This is a genomic window from Amycolatopsis sp. NBC_01307 (assembly GCF_035975215.1).
GTDB lineage: Bacteria > Actinomycetota > Actinomycetes > Mycobacteriales > Pseudonocardiaceae > Amycolatopsis.
The window spans coordinates 630,442-650,518 of sequence record NZ_CP108403.1 but is presented as its reverse complement, the minus strand read 5'-3'; the positions used below and the strand labels follow the sequence as shown (position 1 = coordinate 650,518).

The 20,077-nt window shown below is 72.1% G+C and carries 22 protein-coding genes and 1 pseudogene; 8 read left to right on the top strand and 15 right to left on the bottom strand.

Annotated elements, in window-relative coordinates:
* Window positions 1-160 precede the first annotated feature (160 nt).
* Window positions 161-649 (top strand): transcriptional regulator BldD, encoded by a 489-nt coding sequence (gene bldD, locus OG439_RS03120; protein ID WP_020422358.1) that lies wholly within the window; start codon window positions 161-163, stop codon window positions 647-649.
* Window positions 650-746: 97 nt separating this feature from the next.
* On the opposite strand, the gene nusB is transcribed toward bldD, so the two are convergent.
* The 3 genes from nusB to OG439_RS03105 are packed head-to-tail and all read right to left on the bottom strand — an operon-like array spanning window position 747 to window position 2,897.
* On the bottom strand, window positions 747-1,202 hold the full coding sequence (gene nusB / locus OG439_RS03115; protein WP_326947807.1) for a transcription antitermination factor NusB: 456 nt from the start codon (window positions 1,200-1,202) through the stop codon (window positions 747-749).
* Window positions 1,202-1,765 carry an elongation factor P gene (gene efp / locus OG439_RS03110; RefSeq protein ID WP_326947804.1) on the bottom strand — a complete coding sequence of 188 codons (564 nt, stop codon included), beginning with the start codon at window positions 1,763-1,765 and terminating at the stop codon, window positions 1,202-1,204. Before efp ends, nusB begins: the two co-directional genes overlap by 1 nt.
* A gap of 55 nt (window positions 1,766-1,820) precedes the next feature.
* The gene (locus tag OG439_RS03105) at window positions 1,821-2,897 is read right to left on the bottom strand and encodes a M24 family metallopeptidase (RefSeq protein ID WP_326947803.1); all 1,077 of its coding nucleotides are present in this window, start codon (window positions 2,895-2,897) and stop codon (window positions 1,821-1,823) included.
* Between the two features lie 133 nt (window positions 2,898-3,030).
* Here OG439_RS03105 and OG439_RS03100 point away from each other — a divergent pair.
* Window positions 3,031-3,405: pseudogene (locus OG439_RS03100) on the top strand (B-4DMT family transporter); the annotation flags it as partial.
* Window positions 3,406-4,094: 689 nt separating this feature from the next.
* Here OG439_RS03100 and OG439_RS03095 read toward each other — a convergent pair.
* The 10 genes from OG439_RS03095 to OG439_RS03050 all read right to left on the bottom strand — a co-directional run bounded on the left by OG439_RS03095 (window position 4,095) and on the right by OG439_RS03050 (window position 13,732).
* Window positions 4,095-5,408 (bottom strand): beta-xylosidase, encoded by a 1,314-nt coding sequence (locus OG439_RS03095; protein ID WP_326947802.1) that lies wholly within the window; start codon window positions 5,406-5,408, stop codon window positions 4,095-4,097.
* Between the two features lie 1,149 nt (window positions 5,409-6,557).
* Window positions 6,558-7,475 carry a GNAT family N-acetyltransferase gene (locus OG439_RS03090; RefSeq protein WP_326947801.1) on the bottom strand — a complete coding sequence of 306 codons (918 nt, stop codon included), beginning with the start codon at window positions 7,473-7,475 and terminating at the stop codon, window positions 6,558-6,560.
* On the bottom strand, window positions 7,472-7,903 hold the full coding sequence (gene aroQ, locus OG439_RS03085) for a type II 3-dehydroquinate dehydratase (RefSeq protein ID WP_326947800.1): 432 nt from the start codon (window positions 7,901-7,903) through the stop codon (window positions 7,472-7,474). The genes OG439_RS03090 and aroQ overlap by 4 nt, the downstream gene beginning before the upstream one ends.
* Entirely contained in the window at window positions 7,900-9,009 is a 1,110-nt protein-coding gene (aroB, locus tag OG439_RS03080) for a 3-dehydroquinate synthase (protein WP_326947799.1), read from the bottom strand. Before aroB ends, aroQ begins: the two co-directional genes overlap by 4 nt.
* 7 nt (window positions 9,010-9,016) lie before the next feature.
* On the bottom strand, window positions 9,017-9,541 hold the full coding sequence (locus OG439_RS03075; RefSeq protein WP_326947798.1) for a shikimate kinase: 525 nt from the start codon (window positions 9,539-9,541) through the stop codon (window positions 9,017-9,019).
* A complete protein-coding gene (gene aroC, locus OG439_RS03070; RefSeq protein ID WP_326947797.1) occupies window positions 9,538-10,725 on the bottom strand; it encodes a chorismate synthase in 1,188 nt (395 codons plus the stop codon). Before aroC ends, OG439_RS03075 begins: the two co-directional genes overlap by 4 nt.
* 269 nt (window positions 10,726-10,994) lie before the next feature.
* Window positions 10,995-11,597, bottom strand: a complete 603-nt coding sequence (locus OG439_RS03065) for an A24 family peptidase (protein WP_326947796.1) — start codon at window positions 11,595-11,597, stop codon at window positions 10,995-10,997.
* A 587-nt stretch (window positions 11,598-12,184) separates the two neighbouring features.
* On the bottom strand, window positions 12,185-12,850 hold the full coding sequence (locus OG439_RS03060; RefSeq protein ID WP_326947795.1) for an anti-sigma factor family protein: 666 nt from the start codon (window positions 12,848-12,850) through the stop codon (window positions 12,185-12,187).
* Entirely contained in the window at window positions 12,847-13,359 is a 513-nt protein-coding gene (locus OG439_RS03055; protein ID WP_305879311.1) for a sigma-70 family RNA polymerase sigma factor, read from the bottom strand. Before OG439_RS03055 ends, OG439_RS03060 begins: the two co-directional genes overlap by 4 nt.
* A gap of 4 nt (window positions 13,360-13,363) precedes the next feature.
* Window positions 13,364-13,732 carry a hypothetical protein gene (locus OG439_RS03050; RefSeq protein ID WP_247049123.1) on the bottom strand — a complete coding sequence of 123 codons (369 nt, stop codon included), beginning with the start codon at window positions 13,730-13,732 and terminating at the stop codon, window positions 13,364-13,366.
* A gap of 112 nt (window positions 13,733-13,844) precedes the next feature.
* On the opposite strand from OG439_RS03050, the gene OG439_RS03045 reads away from it, so the two are divergent.
* Complete coding sequence (locus OG439_RS03045) at window positions 13,845-14,282, top strand: QcrA and Rieske domain-containing protein (RefSeq protein ID WP_326947794.1); 438 nt, start codon at window positions 13,845-13,847, stop codon at window positions 14,280-14,282.
* A gap of 73 nt (window positions 14,283-14,355) precedes the next feature.
* On the opposite strand, the gene OG439_RS03040 is transcribed toward OG439_RS03045, so the two are convergent.
* A complete protein-coding gene (locus OG439_RS03040) occupies window positions 14,356-14,811 on the bottom strand; it encodes a PTS sugar transporter subunit IIA (RefSeq protein WP_326947793.1) in 456 nt (151 codons plus the stop codon).
* A complete protein-coding gene (locus OG439_RS03035; protein WP_305879310.1) occupies window positions 14,808-15,125 on the bottom strand; it encodes a PTS glucose/sucrose transporter subunit IIB in 318 nt (105 codons plus the stop codon). Before OG439_RS03035 ends, OG439_RS03040 begins: the two co-directional genes overlap by 4 nt.
* 164 nt (window positions 15,126-15,289) lie before the next feature.
* Here OG439_RS03035 and OG439_RS03030 point away from each other — a divergent pair, with 164 nt between their 5' ends.
* The 5 genes from OG439_RS03030 (at window position 15,290) to OG439_RS03010 (ending at window position 19,998) form a co-directional block, all read left to right on the top strand.
* On the top strand, window positions 15,290-16,075 hold the full coding sequence (locus OG439_RS03030; RefSeq protein ID WP_247049119.1) for a GntR family transcriptional regulator: 786 nt from the start codon (window positions 15,290-15,292) through the stop codon (window positions 16,073-16,075).
* Window positions 16,075-17,313, top strand: a complete 1,239-nt coding sequence (locus tag OG439_RS03025) for a PTS transporter subunit EIIC (protein ID WP_326947792.1) — start codon at window positions 16,075-16,077, stop codon at window positions 17,311-17,313. Before OG439_RS03030 ends, OG439_RS03025 begins: the two co-directional genes overlap by 1 nt.
* A gap of 38 nt (window positions 17,314-17,351) precedes the next feature.
* Complete coding sequence (locus OG439_RS03020; RefSeq protein ID WP_247049117.1) at window positions 17,352-17,618, top strand: HPr family phosphocarrier protein; 267 nt, start codon at window positions 17,352-17,354, stop codon at window positions 17,616-17,618.
* Window positions 17,619-17,698: 80 nt separating this feature from the next.
* A complete protein-coding gene (locus tag OG439_RS03015) occupies window positions 17,699-18,514 on the top strand; it encodes a serine hydrolase domain-containing protein (protein ID WP_326947790.1) in 816 nt (271 codons plus the stop codon).
* The gene (locus OG439_RS03010) at window positions 18,511-19,998 is read left to right on the top strand and encodes an alpha/beta hydrolase (RefSeq protein ID WP_326947789.1); all 1,488 of its coding nucleotides are present in this window, start codon (window positions 18,511-18,513) and stop codon (window positions 19,996-19,998) included. Before OG439_RS03015 ends, OG439_RS03010 begins: the two co-directional genes overlap by 4 nt.
* Window positions 19,999-20,077 lie beyond the last annotated feature (79 nt).

The following is a 20,077-nucleotide window of genomic DNA, read 5'->3' as shown; positions in this document are numbered from 1 at the left end:
ACTTTGCTCAGCCTTACGGGTGGTGTGGCGTGATTCGCGACAAGCTGCTGCTTGACCTGGTGACAACAATGCGTAACCATTACTCTGAGTATTCGACTCTCAGAGTCCCCTGGACCGGTCACCCCGACCGGGAGAGGGGTGAAGAACGGAGAACGACCAGATGGGCGATTACGCCAAGGCGCTCGGGGCCAAGCTCCGCGGGATCCGCCAGCAGCAGGGCCTGTCCCTGCACGGGGTCGAGCAGAAGTCCGGTGGGCGCTGGAAGGCCGTCGTCGTCGGCTCGTACGAGCGTGGCGACCGTGCCGTCACCGTGCAGAAGCTGGCCGAGCTGGCCGACTTCTACGGCGTACCGGTGGTCGAGCTGCTGCCCGAGGGCCGGGTCCCGTCCGGCGCGGAGCCCGCAACCAAGATCGTGATCAACCTGGAGCGCCTGCAGCAGCTGCCGGCGGAGAAGGTGGGCCCGCTGGCGCGCTACGCGGCGACCATCCAGAGCCAGCGCGGCGACTACAACGGCAAGGTGCTCTCGATCCGGACCGAGGACCTGCGGTCCCTGGCGATCATCTACGACATGACGCCGGGCGAGCTGACCGAGCAGCTCATCGACTGGGGTGTCCTGCCGCCCGAGGCCCGTCCCGCCAAAGAAGACTGATCCACTGTGTGCTGCCGACGCAGTGAGCGTTCCCCGGTGGGGCACCGGAGACGCTCACTGAGCCGTCGGGGGGCATCAGCACACCAGTGTTCTTCCGTCAGAGCACCGCGCGCAGGCGGTCGGCGATCGTGCCGATCCGGCCCAGCACGCCGTTGACGAAGCGCGGCGAGTCGTCCGTGGACAGTTCCTTCGCCAAGCCGACGGCCTCGTCGATCGCGACCGGGTCCGGCACGTCCTCGGCCCAGAGCAGCTCGTAGACCCCGACCCGCAGCACCGCGAGGTCGACCTTCGGCATCCGCTCCACGGTCCAGCCCTGCGCGTGCTCGGCCAGCAGCTCGTCGATCTGCGCGCGCCGGGCGGTGACGCCCTCGACCAGGCTGATCGTGTAGTCCCCGATCGGGTCGACCTCGGTCGCGCCGACGCGGTCGGCCAGCAGCGTCACCGGATCGGTGTCGCGCTGCGCGGCCTCGTAGAGCATTTCCACGGCACGGCGGCGCGCCTGCCTGCGGCTGATCGCGCCGCCGCGGTTCGGGTGGGGCTTCGACGTCGGCATCAGCTGGAGACGCGGCCCAGGTAACGGCCGTCGCGGGTGTCGACCTTGATCTTCTCGCCGGTGGACAGGAACAGCGGGACCTGGATCTCCGCGCCGGTCTCCAGCGTCGCCGGCTTGGTGCCGCCGGTGGAGCGGTCGCCCTGCAGGCCCGGGTCGGTGTGCTGGATGAGGATCTCGACCGAGGTCGGGAGCTCGACGTAGAGCGCCTCGTTCTCGTGCACCGCGACCTGGACCTCGGTGTTCTCCAGCATGTAGTCGGCGTTGGTGCCGACCACCGCGGCCAGCACGGTGATCTGGTCGTAGGTGTCGCCGTCCATGAACACGAAGTCCTGGCCGTCCTTGTACAGGTAGGTCATGTTCCGGCGGTCCACCGTGGCCGTCTCGACCTTCGTGCCCGCGTTGAACGTCTTGTCGACCACCTTGCCGGTGAGCACGTGCTTGAGCGTCGTGCGCACGAAGGCACCGCCCTTGCCCGGCTTCACGTGCTGGAACGCGGTGACGGTCCACAGCTGGCCCTCGAGGTTGAGGACGAGCCCGTTCTTCAGGTCGTTGGTCGTGGCCACGAGCTTGCAGTCTCCTGTGTCGATCTTCGGGTCGATCTTCGGTTCGGGGCCGCCGTCAGACGACCACGAGGTTCTTGGTGCTCAGGGTGAGGAGTTCGGGTTCCCCAGCCCGCACGACGAGCGTGTCCTCGATGCGCACGCCACCGCGCCCCGCGAGGTAGACGCCGGGCTCGACGGTGACCGCCATACCGGCGGACAGTGTACCGACGCCCGTGGCGGCGAGGCTGGGCGCCTCGTGGATCTGCAGGCCGACGCCGTGTCCGAGGCCGTGCGCGAAGTGTTCGCGGTGACCCGCGTCCGCGATCACCTTCCGCGCCGCGGCGTCCACTTCGGACACCACGGCGCCCGGCGCGACGGCGGCGACCCCGGCCGCTTGCGCGGTGTAGACGAGGTCGTAGACCTCCCGCTGCCAGTCCGCGGGCTCGCCGAGGACGAAGGTGCGGGTCATGTCCGAGTGGTAGCCGTCGACGGTGGCGCCGAAGTCCAGCTTCAGGAAGTCGCCGCGCTTCAGCTCGGCGTGCGTGGGCCGGTGGTGCGGGATGGCCGAGTGCGCGCCGGTGGCCACGATCGAGGCGAAGCTCGGCCCGGTCGAGCCGTGCTCCAGCATCCGGTTCTCCAGGTCGCGGGCGACGTCCAGCTCGGTCCGCCCGGGCCGCAGGCCACCGGTGGCCACCAGGTCGTCGAGCGCGCGATCGGCCGCGGCACACGCCTGCCGCAGCGCCTCGACCTCGGCGTCGTCCTTCACCAGCCGCAGGGCCTCGATCAGCCCGGGGGTCCGGACGAGGTCCGCGTGCGTCCGGAAGGCTTCGTACTCCTCGACGCTCACGTGCTGGCTCTCGAAGCCGACCTTCCAGTCCTTCGCGACGCCCTTGACGAGCGCGGCGGCGCTGGCCCGGTCGACGACGGTCTCGAGGTCGGGCACCTCGGCGGCGGCCTGGGTGGTGTAGCGGCCGTCGGTGCAGAAGAGCGTCTTGCCGTCGCCGCCCGCGTACAGCAGCACGGCGGCGTTCGAACCGGTGAACCCGGTGAGGTAGCGGATGTTCAGCAGGTCGGTGACCAGCAGCGCGTCGAGGCCCGCGTCGGTGAGCGAGTCCCGCAGCGCCGCGCGGCGGCGTCCATGGGTTTCAGGCACTTCCCCACCCTAGTGGGGGCGGGGTGGGACCTTCGTCGGTTTCGTCCCCGGCCTCGCGCCGGCCGCTAAGCGACTCGCCAGTAGGCGGCCTAGAATCCGCAGGATGAGTGCCTGGGTGTTGCGCGGACTCGGGATGGCGGTGCTGCACGGCGCGGCCATCACCCTGCTGGCCAAGTACGCGGTCTACCACCCCACGGACCAGACGCTGGTCATCTCGATCGCCCTCGCCGTCCTCGTCGGGGCCGCCGCGCTGTGGAGCGCTCTGGACGCCTGGCGCGACCTGCCCGACCGCGGGAAAGTCTGGTTCATCTCGGCGCTGATCGCCGGACCGGTCGCCGGAATCCTCTACGTCATCGGGCGCGCGGTGTTCGTCGACCAGACGGGCGTTTCCGAACTGGGCGGCGCGCTGACGGGCGGCGCCGCGTTCTCGGCGTTGCTGGTGCTGATCCCGGCCGGGCTGGGGTTGTTCGTCGGCGGGCGTATCGGTGGCCGCACGCAGCCTGAGGACGCCGAGTCCGATGCGGTCGAGCCCGCTGCCGCTTCCCGCCGCGCTCGGTCTGGCCGCGCTCGATCCGCCGATGCCGAACCGGTCGTCGCTCGCTCCGGCCGCCCGGGGTCTGACGAGTCCGCCGACACTCCCCGCCGCCCGCGGCCCGGCCGCGGTCGACCTGGCGATGCAGAAGCCGAGACCACTCAATTCAGCCGTGTCCCAGCAGATTCCGCCGAGTCCGGCAGTGCGCCACGCCTCTCTCGGCTCAACCGAGGCCGCCGCGGCGAGGCCAGCACCGCTGCGTCCGGTGCTGCCGAATCCGCCGGCACGCAAGCCAGCCGCCCACGGCCCGGTTACCCCGGCGAAGCAGACCCCAGCACCACTGAACCTGGCACCGCCGAATCCGCCGGCGCTCAAGCCAGCCGCCCACGGCCCGGCCGCACTCGGTCCGGCACTGACGAGCCCGCCGGCACTCCGTCCGGCGCGGCCGAGTCCGCGAGCGCTCAGGCCGACACCGTTCGGCCCGGCACCGTCGAGGCCGCCGGTGCTCAAGCCGGGCGACCCAGCCGCGGCCGCCCCGGCGAAGCAGGCCCCAGCACCACTGAACCCGGCACCGCCGAGTCCGCCAATGCTCAGCCCGGGCGGCCCCGTCCTGGCAGGGCCCGGCTCGGCCGTCCGCAACCCGGCGTTGCGCCGTCTCGCCGGGTTCAGCCGCCGAGTGAGGGGCCCGGCGCGTAGCCGTCCCACTGCGCCGTCGTGACCGTGTGCGGTGGTGAGCCGTTGTTCAGCGCCACGCCGCCGTCCGGTACCCGCCACAGGCGGTGGTCGTCGAGGACCAGCGCGAACCCGCGTCCGGGTGTCTGCACCGCTTCGGCGCCCGAGCCGAGCCGCGCCGCGACCGGCAGCACCGCCACCGCGGGCGGCGCCTTGTCCAGCAGCTCGCCGGCCAGCGAAAGCGCCACCACGCGCCGGTCGACCCGCACCCGCTTCCCGGCCCGGACCAGGTCCATCGTCCGTTCCGGGGACGGCATGGTGACGCCGTCGAACGTCGCGGCCACCCGGCCGGGGTTCCCGCAGGCCTGGCTGCCGAGCAGGTCGAGGCCGTAGTGCCGCAGGCCGGTCGGCGCGGCCGCCCCGCCGATCGCGGTGGCGCGCACGACGTCGAACGGCACCCGGTCGCACGGGTCGGCCGTCGACAACGGCGCGTGACCGTCCGAGCGGCGCACGAGGCCCGGCCCTTCCTTCCACGGCCCGGCGATCACGACCGGCTGGAACGGGTGCTCGGTGAAGTCGGCCGTCCAGAAGGTGAGCGTGGTGCCGTCGTCGGTCTCGTGCGCGATGACCCACGCGTCGAGCGCGCCGGCCCACATCAGGTCGGCGCTGAAGCCGTCGACCACCGAGCGCGTGCGCGGCGTGGCGGTCGACGCCACCGGCACGAACCCGCCGACGTCGAGCGCCTGCACCCCGGCCGCGAACGCCGGGTCGTGCGAGCGGAGCACGAACTGCCCGGCGCCGTTCCAGCCCGCGGCGCGGGCGGTGGTGTCGGTGAACATCAGGTAGAACCAGCCGTCGAGGTAGACGGCCGAGGGCTGGCCGGCGCCGTAGACGTTGGCGCGGTGCACGTCGTGCGACGGCCCGAGGATCGGTTTCCCGCCGGCCGCGCGGGTCCAGTGGACGCCGTCGGGGCTGGTCGCGAGCCCGACGGCGTTGCCGAGCGCGTGGTCGCCCGCCGCGCCGGTGTAGTACAGGTAGTACGTCGAGCCGACGCGCAGCACCGACGGGTCGCAGGTGTGCATGCCGTCGAAGTTCCCGGGCGCGCCGGAGAAGACGGCGGCCGGGATGCCGCCGCCGGGCCCGGTGAACGGGCCGTCCATGGACTGCGCCTGGGCGTAGAGGATGTCGTCGCCGGGCGGGCCGGCGCCGCCGTACTGGCTGCACCACCACATCCGGGTCTGCCCGCGGTCGAGCATCACGGTGGGCCCGTAGTTGTAGACGGCATCCGCGCCCCCGGCGGCGATCACACCGCCACTCTGCCGGGGGTCACCCGAAGCGAGCTTGACATCGGTGGGCCGGGACGGATCGGCGGTCTGACCCCCCGCGATGGCGGGCTTGTCCCCGGCGGCTTGAGGCTGGGCGTAACCCTCGGTACAGCCCGCGAGCAGGAGCCCGGCCAGCACGCCGGCGAGAAGGGCACGAGCGGGTCGCCGACCCCCACGACGAAACGGGCTCACGACGCCGAAGTGTAGCGAGACCCAACCCACCCGAGTGAGGACACTCCCCGTCGACGGTCCCCCGATCGCGGCCGGTTGACGCTTGAAGATCGTTAGTCACAAGGCTCCCGCCAGCGGTTTTCGATCACCGGTCCGCGGACGGCCGCCGGTCCGGCCAGGTCACAACGCTCGATCGGCGGGCCCATCGACCGGACCGGCCCCGCCGATGAGCGACGCCCTTTGGCCGGTCGGACCATCTGGCCCCCGGGCTCGATGGGCGGGCATTCGCCACCTGTCCCAGCGGAGTCAAGCACCGGGCGGACGGCTGTCCCGGCCTTGAGGCGAGGTCGATTCCCCTCGGCCGGCAGCCTTCGTCACCAGCTCGGCCGAGCAGCTACCTTGGCCGGCGGGTTCGTCATCTTGCCGTCCACGACACCCGGCCGCCTGCGGTACCTGGCCGACAGAGCCACTCCCCTGGCCCGCGGCCGTCGCCGCCCCGAATCACCTCCCTCGGCAGGCAGCTTCGTCGCCTGCTCCGCCGAGCCACCTCCTTGGCTGGCGACATCCGTCGTCAACCCGAGCCACTTCCCTTGGTCGAAGGCCGTCATCGCCTGCCCAGCCGAGCCACTTCCTCGGCCGACGGCATCCGTCGCCAGCCCGAGCTATTTCTCTGTTCGCGCTGAACCGGCCGCCCGCGCTTGGGCCCGCCCGCCGCTTCAAGCGGCCCGCCGCCCTTGACCGGCGGCCTTCATCGCGTGCCGGAGACGCGCCACTTACTTTGTCCAGCGGGCTCGCCATCTGACCCGCCCGCGGCACCCCGGCCGCCTGCGGCACCCCGGCCGACCGAGCCACTCCCCTGCCCGGCGGCCGTCGCCGGCACAGGTCACTTCCCTTGGCCGGCGGGGGTTTGCCATCTGACCGCGCGCGGCACCCGGCCGCCTGGCGGCTCGGGTGGCTGGGTCAGTTTCGCTTGGGCTGTGGGCCTTCGATCGCGACCAGTTCGACCTCGAAACCGGCGTTGTTCTCCAGGTAGGCCGCGTAGTGGGCGTCGCCGCCCGCGTGTGGGTAGCGGTCCTCGAACAGCGGGCTCCAGCCGTGGTCGGGCGCGCGGGCCGCCAGGTCGTCTACCTGCTTGCGCGTGTCCACGTGCAGTGCCAGGTGGTTCAAGCCGGGGCGGGTGCGCTCGTGGTTCGGTGCGCTCATGGCCGGTGATGCCTCGACCACCAGGTAGGTGGCACCCAAGCGCCAGCTGACTCCGGCGGGCCAGCGCTGGAACTCGCGCCAGCCCAGTTCGGCCAGCAGCCAGCCCCAGCTTCGCTCGGCCGCCGCGAGGTCCGGTACCCACAGTTCGATGTGGTGCGGGCGCCCGTGGGTGGCGGGCAGCGCGACCAGCACGCGGTGCAGGTCGCCGTAGTGGACGCCGCTGCCGACGTCGAGGAAACCCAAGCGCCCGGCCACTTTCCGGCTCGCCGCGTTGTTCTCGTGCACCAGCGCCCAGACCGCGGGCAGGCCGAGGCCGTCGAGCCCGTGGTCCAGCACCGCGCGGGCGGCTTCGGACGCGAGGCCCTGCCCGGCGTGCGCGCTCGCGACGTAGTAGCCCAGCTCCGGCACCCCGCCCGGCAGTTCGGACGACGGGCGCAGGTGCGCGACGCCGATGACCTCGCCGTCGCGCTCGATCACCCAGTGGCCTTGGCCGGCCGGGCCGTCGTAGGCCAGGCGGCGGTCCACCATGCCGCTCGCCGCCGCCGGGTCGGAGAAGTCCGCGGCGAAGTAGCGGCTCATCTCCGGGTCGGAGAACACCTTCACGACGCTCTCGCGGTCGGCTTCGACCAGCGGCCGCAGGGTGAGCCGCGCGGTGGTCAGCGTCGGCAGGCTCATGCCGGGTGGGCGGCGAGCCAGCGCAACGCCAACGGGTAGCCGTCGACGCCGAGGCCCGCGATCACCGCCGTCGCGATGTCCGACAGCACGCTGTGGTGCCGGAACGCCTCGCGCTTGTGGACGTTCGAGATGTGCAGCTCGATCAGCGGCGCGGACAGCTGCGCGGCGGCGTCGCGCACCGCGATCGAGTAGTGCGTCCAGGCGCCGGCGTTGAGGACCACCGGGTTACCGCCGTCGGCGGCCTCGTGCAGCCAGCCGACCAGTTCGCCTTCGTGGTCGGTCTGCCGGACCTCGACCTCGATCCCGAGCTCCTCGCCGGCTTTCACGCACAGCGCCGCGAGGTCGTCGTGAGTCGTCGAGCCGTAGACCGACGGCTCGCGCTTGCCGAGGCGCCCGAGGTTGGGGCCGTTGAACACGAACGCCTTCACAGCAGCACACTCCCGCCACTCTTAGGGGCGTCCGCGGCGATCGCCGAGTACGCGGCGGCGAGCAGCGACGGGTCCGGACCCTCGAGCCGGCCGGGCTTGCCGAGGCCGTCGAGGACGACGAACCGCAGCACCCCGGAGCGGGTTTTCTTGTCGCCCTTCATGGTTTCCAGCAGCTGGGACAACGCGTCGGCGTCGTACGTCGTCGGCAGCCCGAGCAGCTTCAGGACGGCCGCGTGCCGCTCCGCCGTGGCGTCGTCGAGCCGCCCGGCCAGCCGCGCCAGCTCGGCGGCGAACACCAGGCCGACGCTCACCGCGGCGCCGTGGCGCCACCGGTACCGCTCGCGGCGTTCGATGGCGTGACCGAGCGTGTGGCCGTAGTTGAGGATCTCGCGCAGGTCGGACTCGCGCAGGTCGGCGGCCACGACGTCGGCCTTGACCTGGATGGACCGGCGGACCAGCTCGGCCAGCACGTCGCCGGTCGCGTCGAGCGCGGCCGAAGGGTCGGCCTCGATCAGCTCGAGGATCCGCGGGTCGGCGATGAAGCCGGTCTTGACGACCTCGGCCATCCCGGCGACCAGCTCGTTCGGCGGCAGCGTCTCCAGCGTCGCCAGGTCGACGAACACCGCGCTCGGCTCGTGGAACACCCCGACGAGGTTCTTGCCCGCCTCGGTGTTGATGCCGGTCTTGCCGCCGACGGCGGCGTCGACCATGCCCAGCAGCGTCGTCGGCACGTTGACCAGCCGGACGCCGCGCATCCAGGTGCCCGCGACGAACCCGGCGAGGTCGGTGACCGCGCCGCCGCCGAGGCCGACGACGACACCGCGCCGGTCCAGCCCCATCCGGCCGAGCACCTCCCAGCAGAAGCTGGCGACGGTGAGGGCCTTGCCGTCTTCGGCGTCCGGGATCTCCACGCGGTGCGCGTCGAGGCCGGCCGCGACCAGCTCCTCGCGGATGGCCTCGGCGGTGGTGGTCAGCGTCGGCGGGTGGATCAGCGCGATCTTGGAGGCGTCGGCCAGCTGCGCGGTGAGCTCGCCGAGCAGGCCGCGCCCGACCACGACGTCGTAGGGGCGGGCGGTGGCGACGGTGATGCGCACCGGTTCGGACACGGGTGACTCACTCCTTGGCTTCGGCGGGGACGACGAGCCCCGCGGCGAGGTCCGCGACGATCTCGGCGGGGGTCCGGTCGTCGGTGACGACCTCGACGGTGGCGACCTCGCGGTAGACCGGCACGCGCTCGTCGAGCAGTTTCTTGAACGTGGCGCGGGGGTTCACCCCGGCCAGCAGCGGCCGCGCGCTCGACAGCCCGGTGCGCTGCACCCCGGCGGCGAGACCGACGTTGAGGAACACGACGGTGTGCGCGGCCAGCCGGGCGCGGGTGCCCGACGTGAGCGGCGCGCCGCCGCCGAGCGAGAGCACTCCGCTGTGCTCCGCCAGCGCGGTGGTGACCGCTTCCTCTTCCAGCGCGCGGAAAGCGGCTTCGCCGTCTTCGGCGAAGATGTCAGAGATGCTGCGCCCGGTGCGGGCGACGATGTCGGCGTCACTGTCCCGGAAGACCAGGCCGAGCGTCTCCGCCAGCAGTGGCCCGACGGTGCTCTTGCCCGAGCCCGGCGGGCCGACGATGACCGCGCGCGGGCTCACCAGCGCTCCTCGAGGGCCTTCAGGTACGCCTCGGCGTTGCGCTTGCTCTCGATCAGCGAGTCGCCGCCGAACTTCTCCAGCGCGGCGTCCGCGAGGATCAGCGCCACCACGGACTCCAGCACGACGCCGGCGCGCGGCACCGCGCAGACGTCGGAGCGCTGGTGGATGGCGACCGCGGGCTCGCCCGTCCGGACGTCCACAGTGGACAGTGCCTTGGGGACGGTCGAGATCGGCTTCATCGCGACGCGCACGCGCAGCGGCTCGCCGTTGGTGATGCCGCCCTCCAGGCCGCCCGCGCGGTTGGACCGGCGGGTGACGCCGACCGGGCCGGAGCCGCGGTCGATCTCGTCGTGCGCCTGGCTGCCCCAGCGGCGGGCGGTGGTGAAGCCGTCGCCGACCTCGACGCCCTTCATCGCTTGGACGCCCATCAGCGCGCCGGCCAGCCGCGCGTCGAGCCGGCGGTCCCAGTGGACGTGCGAGCCGAGGCCCGGCGGCAGGCCGTAGGCGATGACCTCGATCACGCCGCCGACGGTGTCGCCCGCCTTCCGCACGGCGTCGACCTCGGCGACCATCGCGTCGGTGCCTTCCTGGCTGAAGGCGCGCACCGGGCTCTCGTCGATGGCGGGCAGGTCCGCGGCGACGGGCAGCGGGCCTTCGGGCGCGTCCGCGCCGCCGATCGATACGACGTGGCTGAGGATCTCGACGCCCAGCAGCTGCTGCAGGTAGTTCCGCGCGACGGTGCCCAGCGCGGTCCGCGACGCGGTCTCCCGCGCGCTCGCCCGCTCCAGGACCGGGCGCGCCTCGTCGAAGCCGTACTTCTGCATGCCCGGCAGGTCCGCGTGGCCCGGCCGCGGCCGGGTGAGCGGTTCGTTGCGGGCGAGGCCTTCGAGGATCTCCGGGTCGACCGGGTCGGCCGCCATGACCTGTTCCCACTTGGGCCACTCGGCGTTTTCGATCTGCACGGCGATCGGGCCGCCCTGGGTGCGCCCGTGGCGGACGCCGCCGAGGAAGGCGATGTGGTCGGTCTCGAAGCCCATCCGCGGGCTGCGCCCGAACCCGAGCCGGCGGCGGGCCAGCTGCCCGGTGACGTCGGCGGTGGTGACCTCCACCCCGGCGGGCATGCCTTCGAGCACGGCGGCCAGCGCGGGTCCGTGCGATTCACCTGCGGTGATCCAGCGCAACATGTCCTCAATCCTGTCACGGGCGCCGAGGGGACCGGAGCAGCGCCCCGGCCCCTCCGGCAGAGACAGCAGGAAGGGACAAGCGCGCACATCCGGACGGCGGATGGCCACTCCGCCGAAGGGTTGCCGCGGCGGGGTGCGGGGCGGGTGGCGTGACCCCGTCACGACGCAAGCGGGAAGAACACGCACAGCCAGGCCCCGGGCGAGGAGGGCGGGGACGCGGGCCTGCCGACACCGCGAGCGTCGCCAGACCACGGCAAGCAGCCGGGCCGTCACAACGCGAGCGGGAACAGCACACACAGCCACGCCGCGGCGAGGAGGGCCGGTCCGTGCGGGACGCGGTCCTTCCGGCTGATAGCCGCAATAGCGAGGGTGATCAGCGCGGCCGCGAGCGTCGCCAGGATCAGGGCGGGCCAGCCCGCCGCGCCCAGGACGGCACCCAAGCTGCCGGACAGTTTCACGTCGCCCGCGCCGAGGCCGGCCGGGGCGAGGTGGTGGATCGCCGCGTGTGCGCCGCCGAACAGGAGTGCGCCCACCGCCGCTCGGATGGCGAGCGACGGTCCGCCGCCGCCCAGCGCGGCCGCGCCGATCGCGGCGCCGAAGAGGGGGTACGCGGGCAGGGTCAGCACGTCGGGCAACCGGAGGTGGCGCAGGTCGGCGAGGGCCAGCGGGACCGCGAAGACGGTCAGCAGTGCAGGGACCGGGAGCCACCAGCCGGGCCAGCCACCGGTCAGCCAGCGGACGGCGACGGCCGTGGCGCCGAGGGTGGTCAGACCGGCGGCGGTGACGACCGGGATCGGGGCGGCCGCTCGCCTCAGGGCCCAGGCCGCGATCGGCGCGGAGATTGCGGTGGCTGCGACTAGGAAGAAGATCACCTCACCAGCCTGCTGCGGGCAAGTTGACCAGGGCAAATGCCGGGCGTCACGAACGGTCCGTTCGCGACGCTTTGGCGCGGGTTTCACTCCTGTGGGCGACAGCTTGGGCACGGCGGCACAGGTCGCGGGTCGTGAGTGGTAATTCGGGTTCTAACCCGAATTACCACTCACGACCGGCGAAGCGGACGGGCGAGAGAGTGCCGGAGGTTGTGGCTGGGTTGGGCCAATGCTCTGAAGGTCTGCGAAGCACTCACGGTGGCCTTCGGAAGCTGCGAACGGCCGCGGGAGCGGCCGATCGAAGCGAGCGCTTGGGTTGGCCAGAGCCTGCGGGTAACAGGGTCGGGCTGGGCGATCGGGTGCGGCAGAACAAGGCGACCGGGTCGGCAGGAAGTGCGGAGGCCAGGTGCGGCCGGGCCGAGCAGGGTGGCCAAGTGCAGCCGGTCACCAGGTGCGACCGGGCTGTGCCTGGGTGGCCGGACGGGGTGTGACCGCACCGGATGGCGAGCCGTGGACACGAGAAACCCCTGCGGAAGGTGGCTCATCCGGGACCCCCTGCGTCCCGGATGAGCCACCGAAGCCTCACGAGCTCACAAACTCAGCCGCAGCAATGCCCGTCCGCTTCCACCGCGAACCTCCAGCGCCGCCATGTCCGGGGTCTTCAGCGCCGTGCCCACCACGATGCGGGCCGTGTTGTCCGGCAAGGCCTTCCACGTTGCCAGCTGTGTCTCCTTGCCGTCGCGGCCGATGGCCACCAAGGCGTAGTCGCCGCCGCTGTGGCCGCCCGTGTAGCTGCATGACATGTCGACTTCGGTGCCCCACTCGTGGACGCCCAGGCGTGCGTCGGCGCGGACCGGGAACTGGCCCAGGGCCGTCAGCGCCAGCGGCTGCGGGCCGAGGCCGGGAGCCGGAGCGGCAGGCGCGGGTAACGCCGCCACCACTCCCAGCGCCACGCACGCCGCCACCGCCACCGCGGCCGACAGGGACGTCACCGCGTTGCGGATCCGGCGGCCGCGGCGCACCCGCTTCAGCACCGACGACAGCAGGTCCGGCGGTGGCGGACCGGCGTCCACTACCGCGCTGACCTGCGGTGGGCCGCTCTGGGCGAGTAGCCCCGGCAGGCCCGCCAGCTCACGCACCGCGGCCGCGCAGCGCTCGCAGCCGCGCAGGTGCTGCTCGAAGCGCTGGCGGTCCTCGGGGGACAGCGCCCCGAGCACGTACGCGGCGTCGAACGTCGCGAACGGGTCTTCACTCACTGGGTCACCCCCCTCTCCTCGAGCACCAGGCGCAACGCGCGCAACGCGTAGTGCGTGCGCGACTTGACCGTCCCCTCGGCCACCCCCAGCCGCACCGCCGCGTCCGCGACCGAATACCCCTGGAAGTAGCACAGCACCAGCACCTCGCGGTGCCGTTCCGAGAGCTCCGCGAGCGCCTCGGCGACCAGCCAGCCCTGCACGGCGCGGTCGGTGCCGTCCGCGACGGCCCGCTCCGGCGGCTGGTCGGTCATCACTTCCGAGCGCGCCGACGCCGAGCGCCAGCCGTCGATCGCGATCCGCCGGGCGACCGTGAACAGCCAAGCCCGCGCCGAGCCCTGGGACTGGTCCAGCACCGTCGTCGACCGCCAGGCCCGCAGCAGCGTCTCCTGGACGACGTCCTCGGCGCGGATCCGGTCCCCGGAGGTCAGGTGGAGCGCGTACGACCACAGCGCGGCCGCGTGCTCCTCGTGCAGCGCGCGCATCAGCGCGTCCTCCGCGACTTCGCCCACGGGGTCAGACCGCGACTTTGCGCCGGTCCTTCACGACCATCAGCGCCAGCCCGCCGATGATGCAGATCACCTCGGTGATCACGCCCCAGTACTCCGGCTGGCTGTTGAACTGGTCGTGGTTGCCGGCGAAGCCGACCGTCGCGGCCAGCACGTACGCACCGAGCGTCAGCGCCCCGAAACCGAACGCGCCCAGCGCGGGCAGCCAGTGTCGCCAGGCCAGCACGGCGATCGCGAGCACCAGCCCGGCGATCGCGTCCAGCAGGAACAGCGGGCCGACGATGCCCGGGTAGTCCTCCGTCCACAGCACGTAGTGCACACCCGCCGAACCCAGCAGCGCCACCGCCGTGACGATCCGCAGAACCCAACCCACCATGATCGTTCCTCCGCTCCACACCCACTCGGGTAATACACGGAACAGGGGGCGTTCCGGTTCACCCGCCCCGGTGGGAATTGAACCGAAGCGATGTCGATCTCGTTTAAGAGGCATGACTGCCGAACTGCACTCCCGCCGCACCGTCCTCACCACCGGTGCCACAGTCGCCGGTGTCGCCGTGGGCGCCGTCGCGCTTTCCGCCTGCGGATCCTCGGACGACTCGAAGTCGGGAACCGCTCAGGCGCCCATCGCCGCAGGTACCCCGCTCGTGGCGCTCGCCGACGTCCCGGTCGGCCAGGCCAAGGCGGCCAAGGCGCCGGACGGCTCCGACGTGATCGTGGCCCGCACCTCCGACTCGGCCGTCGCCGCGTTCAGCGCGATCTGCACGCACCAGGGCTGCACCGTCGCGCCGAAGGGCGCCGACCTGGTCTGCCCGTGCCACGGCTCGGTGTTCAACGCCCTCACCGGCGAGGTCAAGCAGGGGCCGGCGAACAAGCCGCTGCCGGCCGTCGCGGTGAAGGTCGAGAACGGGAAGGTCGTCACCGGCTGACGGGCCGGGAGACAGCGAAGGGCCCTTGTGGACGGTGATCGTCCACAAGGGCCCTTCGTGTGACAAAACCGACTCAGGCGTCCCAAGCGAACAGTCGCTCGCCCGCCGTGACGTCGCGGTCGCCGTCCAAACCGGACAGCACCTCCGCGCCGGCGTCCAGCGCGACGACGGGCACGATCGCCGAGTAGCCCGCCGCGGTCACCGCCTCCGGGTCCCAGCTGACGATCGGCTGCCCGGCCCGCACCTGCTCGTCCTTGACGACGTGCAGCGTGAAGCCCTCGCCCTTCTCCTTCACCGTGTCGATCCCCAGGTGCACCAGCACGGCCTGGCCGTCGTCGGTCTGGACGACGAAGGCGTGCGGGTGCAGCGTCTTGATCGTGCCGTCGACCGGCGAAACCGCGTCCGCACGGCCACCCGTCGGCTGGACGGCGATGCCCGGACCCACCATGGCCTGCGCGAACACCGGGTCCGGGACCTCGGTGATCGCCACCACGTGCCCGGCGACCGGGCTGAGGATCTCCAGGGTCACAGCAGGTCCTCGATGTCGCTGGCGATCGTGTCCGCCTCCGGCCCGACGATCACCTGCAGCGCCGTGCTCCCCATCTTGACGACGCCCATCGCGCCGGCCTTCTTCAGGGCCGCCTCGTCGACGAGGCCCATGTCCTCGACCTCGCACCGCAGCCGTGTGATGCAGCCCTCGACCTCGGTGAGATTGCCCGCGCCGCCGAGTGCCGCGAGGATCTTTTCCGGCCTGTCATCCGCCATCGCGGTCTCCTTGTTCACTGTTTGTTCCCAACCTGACGCGAACCGCGTGTCCACCTGTACTACGCCGTTCGTCGGCATGCACGCCGCCGCGGGCCACGAACGGATAACGGTGGGTTGACACCCGTCCGCGCGGCGGAGCATCCTGCCCCATCAGATCATTGGTCTAGACCGGAACGTACCAATGTTCCGGACCGGACGCGAGCACCGGTCCCCGGGGACCGAGAACGAGGAGGGTGACGCCGATGAGCGCGGCCGCGCACGTCCCGCCACCCGACCGGGTCGTCAACGGGCCCACGCCCAAGCACGCCCAGCTGCGGGAGATCCTCCGCCGCACGGTGGAGCGCGAGCTCCCGCCGGGCGCGCCGATCCCGTCGGAACGCGAGCTGGCGCAGCGCTACGGCGTGTCGCGGCTCACGGTCCGGTCGGCGATCGGCAAGCTGGTCGAGGAGGGCCTGCTCGCCCGGGTCCGCGGCAAGGGCACCTTCACCGCGGCCCGGCGGATGGAACTGCAGCTCTACCTGATGTCGTTCACCGACGACATGCGGCGGCGGGGGCTGACCCCGACGACCGAGGTGGTCTCCGCGGCCACCGAGGTCCCACCCACCGCCTCCGCGCACGCCCTCGGCCTGGCCGAGGGCTCCACCGCACACCACCTCGTGCGGTTGCGCCACGCCGACGGCGTACCCCTCGCCGTCGAACGCGGCTGGTACCACGCGGGCCGGGCTCCCGGCCTGCTCGAGCTCGACCTGACCCAGTCGCTCTACGCGCAGCTGGCCGAGACGTACGACGTGCGTCCCGACCAGGCGTGGCAGACGGTCTGGGCCGAAGGAGCGGACCGCGAGACGGCCCGGCTGCTCGGCATGCGCGCCGGCAGTCCCCTGCTCGTGTTCCGCCGGGTCTCCAGCGCGAACGGCGACCCGATCGAAGACATCACGTCCTGGTACCGGGGAGATCACTACCAGGTGACCATGCAGTTGGACCGGAACACCCCGGAATCCGGTACCCCACCCCACTATGGAGGTTCCTGATGAGCTCCACCACCGCGGAAGGGGCGACGAAGAAGAGCGGCAGCGGTCTTGCCGGTCTTCAGCGCTTCGGCCGTAGCCTCATGCTCCCGATCGCCGTGCTCCCGGCGGCAGGGATCCTGCTGCGTTTCGGGCAGGACGACATGCTCGGCAAGGACGGCCTGGGCTGGAACAAGGTCGCCTCGGTGCTGGGCGCCGCGGGTGGCACGCTGTTCAACTGGCTGCCCCTGCTGTTCGCGGTCGGCATCGCCGTCGGCTTCGCCCGCAAGGGTGACGGCTCGACCGCCGTCGCCGCCGTTGTCGGCTTCTTCGTCTTCAGCGCCGTCATCCAGGTGTTCGCCCCGCTGACCGACCTCCCCGGTTACAAGGCCGGTGCGACCGAGCTCGCGCCGATCAAGTGGCCCTACTCCGTACTCGCCGGCGTCGTCGTCGGCATCGTGGCGGCGTTGCTGTGGCAGCGTTATCACCGCATCAAGCTGCCGGCCTACTTGGCGTTCTTCGGCGGCCGCCGGTTCGTCCCGATCATCACCGCGCTGGTCATGGTGATCCTCGGCGTGATCTTCGGCCTGGTCTTCCACTGGGTCGACCAGGGCATCCAGGCCGCCGGTGACGCGGTCACCGCCTCCCCGATCGTCGGTGGCGGCATCTACGGCGCACTGAACCGGCTGCTGATCCCGGTCGGTCTGCACCAGCTGCTCAACGTGCCGGTCTGGTTCATCTTCGACGGCGGCGACATCAACAACTTCGTCGCGGGCAAGCTGTCGGCGGGTGCCTTCACCACGGGCTTCTTCCCGATCTTCATGTTCGCGCTGCCCGCCGCGGCCCTCGCCATCTGGCAGACGGCCCGTCCGGCGCAGAAGAAGGTCGTCGGCGGTGTGATGATCGCCGGTGCGCTGACCTCGTTCCTCACCGGTGTCACCGAGCCGATCGAGTTCTCGTTCATGTTCGTGGCGTGGCCGCTGTACCTGTTCCACGCGGTCATGACCGGCACCTCGCTGGCCCTCACGAACGCGCTGGGCATCCACCAGAGCTTCAACTTCTCGGCCGGCGCGATCGACTACCTGCTCAACTTCAACGCCCCGGCCGCGCAGAAGCCGTGGCTGCTGATCCCGATCGGGCTCGTCTACGCGGTGATCTACTACGTGGTGTTCCGCTTCGTGATCACCAAGTGGAACCTGCGCACGCCGGGTCGCGAGGACGAAGCCGTCCAGGCCGACCTCGATGCGACGGCCGCGAAGTAACATCGAGAACGACGTAACCCCGTAGCGAGAGGACGAACATGCCGGAGAAACGCGTCGCCGTCGCGAGCAAGGTGGGCCTGCACGCCAGGCCGGCCGCGCTGGTGGCGAAGGCGGCCGCGGCGCAGCCCGTCGCGGTGCAGATCGCCAAGGCCGGGGGAACCCCGGTGGCCGCCGGCAGCGTGCTCAACCTGATGACACTCGCCGCCGGATACGGTGACGAGGTCGTCATCAGCGCCGAGGGCGAGGGCGCCGAGGAGGCCGTGGAAGCGGTCGCCCAGCTGGTCGCCACCGACCTCGACGCCTGAGTAACACCCACCGCGAAGGCCCCCGCACCGGTCCCCGACACCGGTGCGGGGGCCTTCGCGGCGTTTCGTAGGGTGGACGCATGGATAGCGTGCGCCTGATCGACGAGTGGCCGGTGGACAACGCCGCGACGGCGGTGGTGACCGCGGATGGGACCGTCGTGGGCCGCCACGGCGACACCACGCGGAAGTTCCGGCTGGCCTCGGTCAGCAAGCCGCTGACCGCCTACGCGGCGCTGATCGCGATCGAAGAGGGCGTCGTCGAGCTCGACACCCCGGCCGGCCCCGAGGGGTCGACCGTGCGGCATCTGCTGTCCCACACCTCCGGGCTCGCGTTCGACGCGCACAAGGCGATGGCCGCGCCGGGCACCCGCCGGCTCTACTCCAACGCCGGGTTCGAGCAGCTGGCCGACGCGCTGGCCGAGCACTCCGGCATCCCGTTCGCGCGGTACCAGGCCGAAGCCCTGTTCGGGCCGCTCGGCATGACCGGCACCACCCTCGACGGCTCGCCCGCGTCCGGCGCGGAGTCCACTGTGGACGACCTGGTCGCGTTCGCCGCCGAGCTGCAGGCGCCGAAGCTGCTCGACCCGGCCACCGTGGCCGAAGCGACGAACGTCGTCTTCCCCGGCCTTTCCGGTGTGCTGCCCGGGTTCGGCCACCAGAAACCCAACGACTGGGGCCTGGGCTTCGAGATCCGCGACCACAAGAGCCCGCACTGGACCGGCTCGGCGAGCTCGCCGCGGACCTTCGGGCACTTCGGGCAGTCGGGCACGTTCCTCTGGGTCGACCCGGACGCCGGCGCGGCCTGCGTCGCCCTGACCGACCGCGCCTTCGGGCCCTGGGCCGCCGAGGTCTGGCCCCGCTACACCGACGCCGTGCTGGCGGACCTGGGCGCGTGAAACGGCTCCTCCTCGCGTCACTGCTCCTGCTCGCCGCCTGCAGCGCCCCCGAAGCCGCGCCGGCCCCGTCGTCGACGCCGCAATCGACGACAGCCGACGCTCCCCCGGCGCTCGGCACCAACGGCGCCGCCGTGCCCACGCTGCGCTGGACGCCGTGCCACGGCGGCTTCCAGTGCACGCCCGCGGCCGTGCCGCTGAGCTACCGCGAACCGAAGGGCCAGGCGATCACGCTCTCGGTGATCCGGCTCCCGGCGAGCGACCCGGCCCGGCGGATCGGCTCGCTGTTCTTCAACTTCGGCGGCCCGGGCACCGACGGCGTCGGCGAGCTGACGCGGTTCGCCGCGCGCTACCCCGACGAGCTGCGCGCCCGGTTCGACCTGGTGGGCTTCGACCCGCGCGGGATCGGCGGGTCGGCGCCGATCAGCTGTCCCGGCGCGGACCACCCGCCGGCGATCCCGTCGCCGCTGCGGCAGCCGGACGGCTTCTTCGCGGCCAGCGCGGCGCCCGGGAAGGCGTGCGCGGCCGGCTCCGGCGACCTGCTGAGCCATCTCTCGACGGCGAACGTGGCGCGGGACATGGACTTGCTGCGCCAGGCCGTCGGCGATCCGGCACTGAACTTCTACGGCTACTCCTACGGCACCTACCTCGGCGGCACCTACGCGAACCTGTTCCCGGACAAGGTCCGCGCGATGACCCTCGACGGCACGCTCGACCTGGTCGCGAACGCCACCGGGAAACCGGGGCAGGAGCAGCAGCCGGTAGACGTCCGCGCCGACGTCGCCGCCGCGCAGCAGCAGGAGCTGGACCAGTTCTTCACGGTGTGCGCCGCGGCCGGGCCGAAGTGCGCGTTCGCCGGCGGCGACCCGAAGGCGAAGTTCGCGGGCGTCTTCGCCCACGCGTCACGCGGGCCGGGCGTGTCCTCGCTGATGCGGACGATCGACAGCGCGTTGTACCAGTCCGGCCGGTGGAAGCGCCTGGCGGAAACCCTTTCCGCGCTTCCGGCGGACCCGGGCGCCGCCGTGCCGGTGCTCGACCCGTACGTGCCGACGCACTCCCCGAGCTTCCTGGCCGTCCAGTGCGTCGACAGCGACAACCCCGCGGCCCCGGCCGGCTACGCGGCGCTCGCGGCGAGCGAAAGCAAGCGGCAGCCGTACTTCGGGCTCGGCGCGGTGTTCTCGATGGCCCAGTGCGTCGGCTGGCCCGCGCACGACGCCGACCGCTACACCGGCCCGTGGAACCGGCCGCGCAAGAACCCGGTGCTGGTGCTGAACAACCGGTTCGACCCGGCGACCCCGCTGCACAACGCCCAGGCGACGGCGGCGGAACTGGGCGACGGCCGGGTCCTGGTGGTCGACGGCTACGGCCACACGTCCCTGGACGTCCACAGCGCCTGCGCCACGACGGCGGTGGTCCGGTACCTGACGGACCTGGCTGTGCCGGCGGCGGGGACGAGCTGCGCCCCGGACACGGTGCCGTTCCCCTGACTTGACGGGACGCGCCGGTCGTGAGTGAGAAACCGTGTTAGAACACTGTTTCTCACTCACGACCAACCCGCGCCGCGCG

Excerpts from the sequence above, each read along its gene's own strand:
- aroC (WP_326947797.1), bottom strand. The coding sequence starts at position 10,725 with ATGTTGCGCTGGATCACCGCAGGTGAATCGCACGGACCCGCGCTGGCC.
- OG439_RS03020 (WP_247049117.1), top strand. The coding sequence starts at position 17,352 with ATGCCGGAGAAACGCGTCGCCGTCGCGAGCAAGGTGGGCCTGCACGCC.
- nusB (WP_326947807.1), bottom strand. The coding sequence starts at position 1,202 with ATGCCGACGTCGAAGCCCCACCCGAACCGCGGCGGCGCGATCAGCCGC.
- OG439_RS03045 (WP_326947794.1), top strand. The coding sequence starts at position 13,845 with ATGACTGCCGAACTGCACTCCCGCCGCACCGTCCTCACCACCGGTGCC.
- bldD (WP_020422358.1), top strand. The coding sequence starts at position 161 with ATGGGCGATTACGCCAAGGCGCTCGGGGCCAAGCTCCGCGGGATCCGC.
- OG439_RS03090 (WP_326947801.1), bottom strand. The coding sequence starts at position 7,475 with ATGAGCCTGCCGACGCTGACCACCGCGCGGCTCACCCTGCGGCCGCTG.
- OG439_RS03035 (WP_305879310.1), bottom strand. The coding sequence starts at position 15,125 with ATGCCGACGAACGGCGTAGTACAGGTGGACACGCGGTTCGCGTCAGGT.
- OG439_RS03015 (WP_326947790.1), top strand. The coding sequence starts at position 17,699 with ATGGATAGCGTGCGCCTGATCGACGAGTGGCCGGTGGACAACGCCGCG.
- OG439_RS03050 (WP_247049123.1), bottom strand. The coding sequence starts at position 13,732 with ATGGTGGGTTGGGTTCTGCGGATCGTCACGGCGGTGGCGCTGCTGGGT.
- OG439_RS03030 (WP_247049119.1), top strand. The coding sequence starts at position 15,290 with ATGAGCGCGGCCGCGCACGTCCCGCCACCCGACCGGGTCGTCAACGGG.
- OG439_RS03025 (WP_326947792.1), top strand. The coding sequence starts at position 16,075 with ATGAGCTCCACCACCGCGGAAGGGGCGACGAAGAAGAGCGGCAGCGGT.